This window comes from Kitasatospora sp. NPDC091257 (genome assembly GCF_044757675.1).
GTDB classification, from domain to species: domain Bacteria; phylum Actinomycetota; class Actinomycetes; order Streptomycetales; family Streptomycetaceae; genus Kitasatospora; species Kitasatospora lactacystinica.
Window position 1 is genome coordinate 1 of the sequence record NZ_JBIVVI010000153.1, and the last position, 10,976, is coordinate 10,976.

11 protein-coding genes are annotated in these 10,976 nt (G+C 74.2%); 9 read left to right on the forward strand and 2 right to left on the reverse strand.

Annotated elements, in window-relative coordinates:
* The first annotated feature begins 42 nt into the window (after positions 1-42).
* The 7 genes from ACIQOV_RS10005 (at position 43) to ACIQOV_RS10035 (ending at position 6,748) form a co-directional block, all read left to right on the forward strand.
* Positions 43-732 (forward strand): response regulator transcription factor, encoded by a 690-nt coding sequence (locus ACIQOV_RS10005; RefSeq protein WP_359910511.1) that lies wholly within the window; start codon positions 43-45, stop codon positions 730-732.
* Between the two features lie 111 nt (positions 733-843).
* Positions 844-1,821, forward strand: coding sequence for a DUF2520 domain-containing protein (locus ACIQOV_RS10010; protein ID WP_359910508.1), 978 nt, complete (start codon positions 844-846; stop codon positions 1,819-1,821).
* Complete coding sequence (gene panC / locus ACIQOV_RS10015) at positions 1,822-2,727, forward strand: pantoate--beta-alanine ligase (protein WP_401046962.1); 906 nt, start codon at positions 1,822-1,824, stop codon at positions 2,725-2,727.
* Between the two features lie 77 nt (positions 2,728-2,804).
* Positions 2,805-3,254: an aspartate 1-decarboxylase gene (panD, locus tag ACIQOV_RS10020; protein ID WP_359910502.1), complete on the forward strand. Its 450-nt coding sequence runs from the start codon at positions 2,805-2,807 to the stop codon at positions 3,252-3,254.
* 15 nt (positions 3,255-3,269) lie between these two features.
* Positions 3,270-4,940: an L-aspartate oxidase gene (locus tag ACIQOV_RS10025; RefSeq protein WP_401046966.1), complete on the forward strand. Its 1,671-nt coding sequence runs from the start codon at positions 3,270-3,272 to the stop codon at positions 4,938-4,940.
* A 4-nt stretch (positions 4,941-4,944) separates the two neighbouring features.
* Positions 4,945-5,913 (forward strand): carboxylating nicotinate-nucleotide diphosphorylase, encoded by a 969-nt coding sequence (gene nadC, locus ACIQOV_RS10030; RefSeq protein WP_359910497.1) that lies wholly within the window; start codon positions 4,945-4,947, stop codon positions 5,911-5,913.
* Positions 5,914-5,959: 46 nt separating this feature from the next.
* On the forward strand, positions 5,960-6,748 hold the full coding sequence (locus ACIQOV_RS10035) for a type III pantothenate kinase (RefSeq protein WP_401046968.1): 789 nt from the start codon (positions 5,960-5,962) through the stop codon (positions 6,746-6,748).
* Between the two features lie 7 nt (positions 6,749-6,755).
* Here ACIQOV_RS10035 and ACIQOV_RS10040 read toward each other — a convergent pair whose 3' ends face one another.
* A complete protein-coding gene (locus tag ACIQOV_RS10040) occupies positions 6,756-7,679 on the reverse strand; it encodes a hypothetical protein (RefSeq protein ID WP_401046971.1) in 924 nt (307 codons plus the stop codon).
* 72 nt (positions 7,680-7,751) lie between these two features.
* Entirely contained in the window at positions 7,752-8,306 is a 555-nt protein-coding gene (locus ACIQOV_RS10045; protein ID WP_359910488.1) for a SigE family RNA polymerase sigma factor, read from the reverse strand.
* A 192-nt stretch (positions 8,307-8,498) separates the two neighbouring features.
* Between ACIQOV_RS10045 and ACIQOV_RS10050 the strand changes: the two genes are divergently transcribed.
* A complete protein-coding gene (locus ACIQOV_RS10050) occupies positions 8,499-9,215 on the forward strand; it encodes a hypothetical protein (RefSeq protein WP_401046973.1) in 717 nt (238 codons plus the stop codon).
* 285 nt (positions 9,216-9,500) lie between these two features.
* Positions 9,501-10,976 (forward strand): hypothetical protein (locus tag ACIQOV_RS10055; protein WP_401046976.1); only part of this gene is annotated, 1,476 nt, incomplete at its 3' end.

Consider the following 10,976-nt stretch of genomic DNA (forward strand, 5'->3'; position numbering starts at 1 on the left):
CCCAGCCCCCGTCCGCCGTCCATCCCCCCAAGGAGTCCCACCTTGACCATCCGCGTGATGCTCGTCGACGACCAGGAACTGCTGCGCACCGGCTTCCGGATGATCCTCCAGTCGCAGGGCGACATCGAGATCGCCGCCGAGGCGGGCGACGGCGCGCAGGCCCTGGAGCAACTGCGGCGCACCGAGGTGGACGTGATCCTGATGGACGTCCGCATGCCGCGGCTGGACGGCGTGCAGGCGACCCGCCGGATCTGCCTGGCCGAGGACGGCAGCCCGCTGCCGAACGCCCCGCACGTGCTCATCCTCACCACCTTCGACCTGGACGAGTACGCCTTCGCCGCGCTCAAGGCCGGCGCCAGCGGCTTCCTGCTCAAGGACGTCCCGCCGACCGAGCTGGTGGCCGCGATCCGCGCGGTGCACGGCGGGGACGCGGTGGTCGCCCCGACCACCACCCGCCGGATGATCGACCGCTTCGCCGAGGTGCTGCCCACTCCGCAGAGCGCGCCCGGCTCGGACGTCCTCGGCCCGCTGACCGAGCGCGAGCGGGAGGTGTTCCTGCTGGTCGCCCAGGGGCTGTCGAACGGCGAGATCGCGGCCCGGCTGGTGCTCTCCGAGGCGACCGTGAAGACCCATGTCGGCCGGATCCTGGCCAAGCTGGGCCTGCGCGACCGGGTCCAGGCCGTGGTGCTGGCGTACGAGGCCGGGCTGATCCGGGCCGGGGCCACCGACTGAGCCGCCGAGGCGTATCCGCTCCGGCGTTCGGGCGCGCCCGTAGACTGGGGCGGTACGTCCGGTACCCGTCGAGTGGACTGGAACGGTCATTCAGGACAAGGCAGGACAAGGGTGGACGTGAATCCGTCCGGCTTCGCCGACTCCGGCGAGTTCGCCCCGCTCGCCGACGGTCTCGGCGACCAGGTCTTCGGTGCTCCCGGCGACCCCGGCAACCGCCCGGCCCGGCTGGCCGTCGGCGTGGTCGGCACCGGCCGGGTCGGGCCCGCGCTGGGCGCGGCGCTGCAGCTCGCCGGGCACACCGTGGTCGCCGCCTCCGGGGTGTCCGCCACCTCCCGCCGCCGCGCCGAGGCGCTGCTGCCGGGCGTGCGGATCGTCACCCCGCCGCAGGTGCTGGCCGCCGCCGACCTGGTGCTGCTGACCGTGCCGGACGACGCGCTGGCCGACCTGGTGACCGGGCTGGCGGCCACCGGCGCGGTCCGCCCCGGACAGTTGCTCGTGCACACCTCCGGCGCGCACGGCGTCGCCGTCCTGGAACCCGCCACCCGGGCCGGGGCGCTGCCGCTGGCCCTGCACCCGGCGATGACCTTCAGCGGCACCTCGGTGGACCTGGCCCGGCTGGCCGGCTGCCCGTTCGGCGTGACCGCCCCCGAGGAGCTGCGGCCGGTCGCCGAGGCGCTGGTGGTGGAGATGGGCGGCGAGCCCGAGTGGGTGCCCGAGGAGGTCCGCCCGCTCTACCACACCGCCCTCGCCCATGGTGCGAACCACCTGGTCACCCTGGTCGCGCAGGCGATGGACCTGCTGCGCACGGCCGGTGTCGCCGAGCCCGGCCGGATGCTCGGCCCGCTGCTCGGCGCCGCCCTGGACAACAGCCTGCGCTCCGGCGACGCGGCCCTCACCGGCCCGGTCGCCCGGGGCGACTCGGGCACCGTGCGGCGCCACCTGGCGCAGCTCAGTACGGTGTCCCCGGACATCCCGGCGGCCTACCGTGCGATGGCCCGCGCCACCGCGCAGCGGGCGCTCGCCAACGGGACGATCGACGAAACGTCGGCGGCGGCGCTGCTGGACGTACTGAACGAGGAGAAGCGCTAGATGGCACGCGGTAAGCAGTCGAACAAGCCCCAGCGGACGCCCAAGGTCCACCGGGCCGTCGTGACCCGCACCGTGGACGAATTCGAGGCCGCGTTCTGGCCGGACGAGCAGCCGGTGGACAACGCCGTCGTGATGACCATGGGCGCGCTGCACGAGGGCCACGCCGCGCTGATCCGGGCCGCCCGCAAGCAGGTCGGCCGGGACGGCCGGGTCGCGGTGACGGTCTTCGTCAACCCGCTGCAGTTCGGCGCCGGCGAGGACCTGGAGCGCTACCCGCGCAGCCTCGACGAGGACGTGCGGCTGGCCGAGGAGAACGGCGCCGACGTGGTCTTCGCGCCGTCCGTCGAGGAGGTCTACCCGAACGGCGAGCCGCAGGTGCGCATGGCGGCCGGCCCGATGGGCGAGCGCTACGAGGGCGCCACCCGGCCCGGCCACTTCGACGGCGTGCTGACCGTGGTCGCCAAGCTGCTGCACATCACCGACCCGGACTTCGCCTTCTTCGGCGAGAAGGACGCCCAGCAGCTGGCGATCATCCGGCGGATGGTCGCCGACCTGGACTTCGACGTGGAGATCGTCGGCGTGCCGACCGTCCGCGAGGAGGACGGCCTGGCGCGGTCCTCGCGCAACCGCTACCTCTCGGAGCAGGAGCGCGCACAGGCGCTCGCCCTGTCCAAGGCCCTGTTCGCGGGCCGGGACGCCGCCGCGCAGGGCCCGAAGGCCGTCCGCGAGGCCGCCTCGGCCGCCCTGGACGGCGCCGAGGGCGTCACCCTGGACTACCTCGCCCTGATCGACCCGCACGACTTCTCGGAGGCGGCGGACGACTTCCAGGGCGAGGCGGTGCTGGCCGTCGCCGCGAAGGTGGGCGCCACCCGCCTGATCGACAACGTCCACGTCATCGTCCGCTGAACCGCTGAACCGCTGAACCGCTGAACCACCGGCACCACCCCCCTTCCGGCATGCACTCACAGGAGGCGTGACCCGCAATGCTCCGCACCATGCTCAAGTCCAAGATCCACCGGGCCACCGTGACCCAGGCCGACCTGCACTACGTGGGATCCGTCACGGTGGACGAGGACCTGCTCGACGCCGCCGACCTGCTCCCCGGCGAGCTGGTCCACATCGTCGACATCAACAACGGCGCCCGGCTGGAGACGTACACGATCGCCGGCCCGCGCGGCTCCGGCGTGATCGGCATCAACGGCGCCGCCGCCCGTCTGGTCCACCCGGGCGACCTGGTCATCCTCATCGCCTACGGGCAGATGGACACCGCCGAGGCCAAGGGCTACGAGCCGAAGGTCGTCTTCGTGGACGAGCGGAACCGGATCACCGGCCTGGGCGGGGACCCGGCCGAAGCCCAGGAGGGCACCGGACTGCTGCGCGGCGACGCGGCGTACGGTGGCGGCAACGGCGCGGCCGACGCCGCCTCGCGCTGAAGGAGCCACCCACCGATGTCCACGCACCGCCTCACCGCCCCGGCCCCCGGCTGGACCGCCACCACCGACGTGGTCGTGGTCGGTTCCGGGGTCGCCGGCCTCACCGTCGCGCTCAACGTCCGCAAGGCCGGCCTGCGGGCCATGGTGGTCACCAAGGCCGTGCTGGACGAGGGCTCCACCCGCTGGGCCCAGGGCGGCGTCGCGGCCGCCCTGGGCGAGGGGGACACCCCCGAACAGCACCTGGACGACACCCTGGTGGCCGGCGCCGGCGTCTGTGACGAGGAGGCCGTCCGCACCCTGGTCACCGAGGGCCCGGACGCCGTCCGCCGGCTGATCGCCACCGGCGCCCTGTTCGACCGGGGCGAGGACGGCGAGATCCTGCTGACCCGCGAGGGCGGCCACCACCGCCGCCGGATCGTCCACGCGGGCGGGGACGCGACCGGCGCCGAGATATCGCGCGCCCTGGTCGCCGCCGTCCGCACCGACCCGGACATCGAGCTGATCGAGCACGCGCTCGTCCTCGACCTGCTGACCGACGCGGCGGGCCACGCCGCCGGACTGACCCTGCACGTGATGGGCGAGGGCCAGCGCGACGGCGTCGGCGCCGTCCGGGCCCGCGCGGTGGTGCTCGCCACCGGCGGCATGGGCCAGGTCTTCTCCGCCACCACCAACCCGGCGGTCTCCACCGGCGACGGCGTGGCACTGGCCCTGCGGGCCGGCGCCGCCGTCACCGACCTGGAGTTCGTCCAGTTCCACCCCACCGTGCTCTGGCTCGGTCCGGAGGCCGAGGGCCAGCAGCCGCTGGTCTCCGAGGCGGTCCGCGGCGAAGGCGCCCACCTGGTGGACGCGGACGGCGTCCGCTTCATGGTCGGACAGCACGAGCTGGCCGAGCTGGCCCCGCGCGACATCGTCGCCAAGGCGATCACCCGGCGCATGCAGGAGCAGGGCGCCCAGCACATGTTCCTGGACGGGCGGCACTTCGGCGCCGAGATGTGGGAGCAGCGCTTCCCGACCATCCTCGCCTTCTGCCGCGCCAACGGCATCGACCCGGTCACCGAGCCGATCCCGATCGCCCCGGCCGCGCACTTCGCCTCCGGCGGCGTCCGCACCGACCGGCACGGCCGCACCACCGTCCCCGGCCTGTACGCGTGCGGCGAGGTCGCCTGCACCGGCGTACACGGCGCCAACCGGCTGGCGTCCAACTCGCTGCTGGAGGGCCTGGTCTTCGCCGAGCGGATCGCCGCCGATCTGGCCGGCCGCAACCGGTCCGGCGAGCTGCCCGAGCGCGCGGTGGACGTCGCCGCCGCGCACGCCGCGCAGCCCGTCCCGCTGCCCCCGTCCGAGGCGCGCGCCGAGATCCAGCGGCTGATGTCGCGCGGCGCGGGCATCCTGCGCTCCGCCGCCTCGATGGCCGACACCGCCGCCGGGCTCGCACTCCTCGCCGAACAGGCCTACGCCCACGTCGCCGAGGAGAAGCCGGCCGACCCCCGGGTGGAGACCTGGGAGGCCGCCAACCTGCTGCTGGTCGCCACCGCCCTGGTCGCGGCCGCCGCACAGCGCGAGGAGACCCGCGGCTGCCACTGGCGCGAGGACTTCCCCGAGCGCGACGACGCCCACTGGCGGCGCCACCTGATCACCACCCTCGCCGCCACCGGCGGTCCCGTCAGCACCCCTGAGGAGCAGTAGAACCATGACCCACTCCCACGAGGAACTCCCCCTGGCCGACCAGGGCGGCTGCGGCGACGGCTGCGCCTGTGGCGACGGCGAGGGCTACGAGACCGGTCTGGACCCGCAGCTGGCCGAGCTGCTGGAGCAGGCCGGGCTGGACCCGGTCGAGGTCGAGGACATCGCCACCCTGGCACTGGCCGAGGACCTGGCCGGCGGCGAGGACGTCACCTCGGTGGCGACCGTGCCCGCCGACGCCGTCGCCACCGCCGACTTCACCGCCCGTCAGGCCGGCGTGGTGGCCGGCCTGCGGGTCGCCGAGGCGGTCGTCTCGCTGGTCTGCGAGGAGGAGTTCGAGGTCGAGCGGCACGTCGAGGACGGCGACCGGGTCGAGGCCGGCCAGGTGCTGCTCTCGGTCCGCTCGCGCACCCGCGACCTGCTGACCGCCGAGCGCAGCGCGCTCAACCTGCTCTGCCACCTGTCCGGCATCGCCACCGCGACCAGCGCCTGGGCGGACGCCCTGGAGGGCACCGGCGCGGTGGTCCGGGACACCCGCAAGACCACCCCGGGCCTGCGCGCGCTGGAGAAGTTCGCGGTGCGCTGCGGCGGCGGCGCCAACCACCGGATGGCGCTCTCGGACGCCGCGCTGGTGAAGGACAACCACGTGGTCGCGGCCGGCGGCGTGGCCGAGGCCTTCCGGGCCGTCCGGGCCGCGTACCCGGAGCTGCCGGTCGAGGTCGAGGTGGACACCCTGGAGCAGATCACGCCGGTGCTGGAGGCCGGGGCCGACCTGATCCTGCTGGACAACTTCACCGTCGGGCAGCTGAAGGAGGCCGTCGCGCTGGTGGCCGGCCGGGCGAAGCTGGAAGCCTCCGGCGGACTGACCCTGGCCAGCGCGCGCGAGGTCGCCCAGACTGGTGTCGACTACCTGGCCGTGGGCGCGCTCACCCACTCCTCGCCGATCCTGGACATCGGCCTGGACCTGCGCGCCTGACCGTCCGGACCCGCGCAGCCCCGTCCCGACTCGCAGAAAGCGGCCCATGCTCCTCACCATCGACGTCGGCAACACCCAGACCACGCTCGGCCTGTTCGACGGCGAGGACGTGGTGGAACACTGGCGGATCTCCACCGATCCGCGCCGCACGGCCGATGAACTGGCGGTGCTGCTGCAGGGGTTGATGGGCAACCACACCGCGGTCAAGGAGGCCGCGGTGGAGGGCCTGGCGATCTGCTCGTCCGTCCCCGCCGTGCTCCACGAGCTCCGCGAGGTGACCCGCCGCTACTACGGCGACGTCCCCGCGGTGATCGTGGAGCCCGGCGTGAAGACCGGGGTGCACGTCCTGATGGACAACCCCAAGGAGGTCGGCGCCGACCGGATCGTCAACGCGCTGGCCGCCAACCACCTGTACGGCGGCCCGTGCATCGTGGTCGACTTCGGCACCGCGACCACCTTCGACGCCGTCAACGCGCGCGGCGACTACGTCGGCGGCGCGATCGCCCCCGGCATCGAGATCTCGGTCGAGGCGCTCGGCGTCCGCGGCGCCCAGCTGCGCAAGATCGAGCTGGCCCGCCCGCGCAACGTGATCGGCAAGAACACCGTCGAGGGCATGCAGTCCGGCATCCTCTACGGCTTCGCCGGGCAGGTCGACGGCCTGGTCGAGCGGATGGCCCGGGAGCTCTCCAAGGACCCGGACGACGTCCAGGTGATCGCCACCGGCGGTCTCGCCTCCCTGGTCCTCGGCGAGGCCACCAGCATCGACGTGCACGAGCCCTGGCTGACCCTGATCGGCCTGCGCCTGGTGTACGAGCGCAACCGCCCCGCGAGCTGAGCGGCGCTCAGCGGCCGGGGGTCGGGAAGCCCGGCAGGGCCGACGCGGCCCCCGCCACCGCGTCGGAGGGCAGCAGGGTGGTCAGGCCGGTCGGCGCGGGCGCCGGGATGGTGAGCCGAGTCGTTCCCGGCTGCGGGGTCGGGAGCGGCTTGCCCGCCCGCGGGTCCTTCGGGATGGCCGCCACGACCTTCTTCCAGCGCGGGTCCTTCACCACCGCGGCGAGCTGGTCCGGCGTCAGCGGCGGGTCGGTGCGGGTGATCGGCGTGCCCTGGTCCAGCGGCTTGCGGTTCCACTCCTGGAGCATCAGCTCGTACCCGGTCCCGGACAGCTTGGCGGACCAGGTCTTGGAGCCGGCCGGCTCACCGCTGCGTGTCCCGGCCTGGTAGATGCGCAGGTGCTCACCGCCCGGGAGGTCGGCCTCGGTGCAGGTGTCGTCCGGGGTCGTCGTGGGCGGGCAGGTGGTGTCGCCGACCCGGCGCATGATCCAGAACAGGTACTGGACCGGGCCGTTCCCGTCGTCCAGCACCAGCCGCAGCTGCGGGGTGTCGCTCTCGGTCCCCCGCGCCTCGCCCACCTGCACCGTCCCCGGCGGGAGCAGCTCGGTGAGCATCTGCTGGAACTCCGGGCCGGAGACCGGCGGGCCCGCCGCCGCACCGGAGGAGGCCGAGCCGGCGGACGCCGGGCCGCTCGGCACGGGGCCGGGCCCGGGCAGCAGGCTGCCGATCCCGGCCGCGCCCACCCCGGCCAGGGCCAGCGCGGCGACGCCCGCCACGGTGCCGATCCGCCGCCTGCGGCGCAGCCGGCGCCCGTACGACCAGCCGGTGTCGACCAGCCGGGTGGCCTCGGCGTCGTAGGACCCGCCCGCCCGGCCGAGGGCCTCGGTGAAGGACTGCTCGAACCGCTCGTCGGGCCCGTCGTGCTCAGCGGACATGCTGAACCAACCTCTCTACCAATCGAGTTGACGTGAGTAGTGCGGAGACGTCGCCGTGCCGTGCCGGCCGGCTCAGCGCTCGGCCAGCTCGTCGAGGCTGCCGCCGAGCAACGCGCGGATCCGGCCGAGCGCCCGGAAGGACTGGGTCCGGACGGCCCCCGGGGTGAGCTGGAGGATCGCCGCGGTCTCCTCGACGCTGCGGTCCTCCCAGTAGCGCAGGACCAGCACCGCGCGGTCGCGCGGCGCGAGCCGGCCGAGCGCGTCCACCAGGGCCAGCCGCAGTTCCGGGTCGCCCTGCGGGGCCTCGCCGTCCGGCACCGCGTCGACCGGCCGCTCGCCGCTGGAGCGGCGGCCGCGGTGCGAGAGGAAGACCCGCACCAGCACGGTGTGCGCGTACCCGGCCGGGTTGTCGATCCGGCGCTTGGCCCCGAAGGGGAAGGTGCGGTGCCACTGGACGTAGATCCGCCCGAACGCCTCCTGCACCAGGTCCTCGGCGAGGTGGGTGTCCCCGCCGGCGAGCAGGCAGGCCGACCGGTAGAGCGGTCTGGCGCGGGCGGCCGCGAAGGCCTGGAAGTCCTCGTCCCGCCGCCCGCCCCGGGACGCCTTCCCCTGACCGTCCGGTTGCATCCTGCCCGGCCCCCTCGCTCGTTCTCCCCTGACACCTGGATGACCAGCTGGCCCCCGGATGGCGTTACAGGTGGCGGCGAAAGGTTTTTTCACCAGGCCGAACATGGATGGTTCGGCGCGACGTTACCGACAAATCGGATATTCCTCACGTAGTGTCAGCCCATGCCTACGCCACACGGATCGCGCGGCGGTATGGCCTTCAGCGCCGACGAAGTCCGCGTGTTGCGCCGAGCCCTCGCCCAAGCCCTGCACCCCGCCGTCCCCGTCCACCTCCGGCCCGACCGGCCGGCCCTCGCCGGGCCGGGCGCCGAACTCTGGGCGGAGGACGTCCAGGACGCCCTGCGCCTGACCGAGGCGATCGACGAGGCCGTCCAGGAGGGCGGCCGACTGCGCGCCTTCCTGCTCGCCGACCTCGGACGCTACCGCTCCGCCCTGCCCGGCAGCGCCCCCGGCTACCTGGAACGGCTGGAGGACGCGGTGTCCGACGGGTACCTGCCCGGCCCCGAGGACCTCACCGCGCTGCGCGGGCTGAGCCGCCAGCCCTGCGGCCAGGGCGAGCGGGCCCGCCGCTCCCGGCTGGCCGGGCGCTGCCACGCGCTGGCCGAGGCCGCCGTCCGCGAACGGCTCGCCCTCCACACCGGGCAGCCCCGCCACCTGGTGGCCGTACCGAGCCCCGCCGCACCGCCGCACAGTCACCCCACCCCCGTAGGAGGACGGACCACCATGAGCAGCACCGAGTCCCGCCCGGAGCAGCCCGCCGCCGCGAAGACCCCGCCCCGTCCGCACCGGATGCCCACCCCCGCCGAGCTGTTCGGCCGCCGCCCCAAGCCCCCGGCCCGGCCCGCCCCGCCCGCCGACCTGTCCCCCGAGGAGACCGAGGACGTCGAACTCGCCACCGGCACCGGCTGAACCGGCCCGTCCGCCGAACGGAGGGGAGACCGCCACCGCGGTCTCCCCTCCGTTCGTGCGCCGGCCCTCCGTCGGCACGCCGGCCCATCGCCCGCAGGCCGGTCCATGTGTCGACAATGCCGCGATCCCGCCGGCCGCCGTCGATCACGTCTTCATAACCTTCACCCCGATGACCAGGCCGTTCGATCCCGTCCTGGGCGAATTGGCCGCTGATCAACCGGGTTGACGCCCGTTCAACAATCCCTAGGGTGCGGAGCCTCACCACTCCAACCGCGGGGGATTCACATGCTTTCGACTCGCACGCGCCGGATCCTCGGCGCGGGCACGGCCACGATCGTGGCCGCCCTGGCCTCCGGCACCGCGGCCGTCCCGGCGCACGCCGCCGGCACCCAGCTCCGGATCTTCCCGACCGGCACGATCCAGATCTCGACCCAGCCGGCCCCTCAGCCCCAGTTCGGCGAGAACATCCACCTGCGGATCGGCCGGACCGGCACCGACGTCGTGACCGGCGCCAAACTCGCGTTCGACACCACCGGCATCGACGGGCTGGCCACGCTCGGCGTCCCGGGCTGCGCCACCGCGGGCAAGGTGATCACCTGCGACATCTGGCGCCTCGACCTGGAGAACATCAACATCACCAGCCACCCGTGGCTGAGCGCCGTCGCGGGCGTCCGCCCCGGTTCCACCGGCACCGTCCACGCCACCCTCAGCGCCCCCGGCGCCGAGACCGCCGAGGCCGACATCCGGGTGGAGATCGGCGGTGCCGGCTTCCGCCCCAAGGAGCCCTCGGAGCAGCGTGACGTCAAGGTCGGCAGCACGCTCCCGTCGACTCTCGCCTTCGCCAACCACGGCGAGGTCGCGGCCCGGCGGGCGGTCGTCGAGGTCTACCTGACCCCGGGCCTCGACGTGGCCACCTGGCCCTCCAACTGCGAGTACGCGAAGGACAAGGGCGACTGGGCGGGCCACGGCTTCGGTTCCCCGATGCCCACCGTGCACGGCATCTGCACCATCGACGGCGAGATCGCCCCCGGCCAGGCCGTCAAGCTGAACGGCCTCGACCTCACCGTGGGCGCGGACGCCCGCTACGCCTTCGCCGGCTACTCCGTCTTCCCCGCCGAGGGAGCGAGCGGCAGCAGCGCTGCGGACCTGCGCCGGCGGATGTCGTTCCAGCGCGGCACCGGCGCTCCCGCCGCCCTGGTGCCGACCTCCGGCGAGGGGATCCCGGACGGCCTCGACTCGAACGCCTACTCCACCGAGCAGGAGGTCCTCGCCGACAACGGCGCCGACTTCGCGGTGAACGGCTCCTGGGCACCGGACGCCTCCGGCACCACCGGCACCTTCACCCTCGGCGCCGTCAGCGGCGGCCCGGCCTCGATCATGGACCGCAGCGGCGGCGAGAGCGCGCCCGAACTCCAGGTGCAGTTCCCGGAGGGGGTCACCGTCACCGGCCTGCCGTCGACCTGCCAGCCGTACGACTACGTCCTCGGCCAGAAGTCCGACAAGCCGCTCAACAAGTTCAACTGCGAGGGGCTGGGCGGGTTCTTCATCCCGGCCGGCGCCACCAACTCCCACAAGCTGACCCTCTCGGTCCCCGCGGGCACCGACGAGCTCACCGCGACGGTCTCGCTGCAGAACATGGCGAGCGCCTACGAGCCGGGCCACCCCAGCGCCGTCATGAGCTGGGACCGCAACCCCGCCAACGACCTGCTGAAGGTCGCCCTGCGGGCCACCCCGGCCACCACCCCCGGCACCGGCGGCACC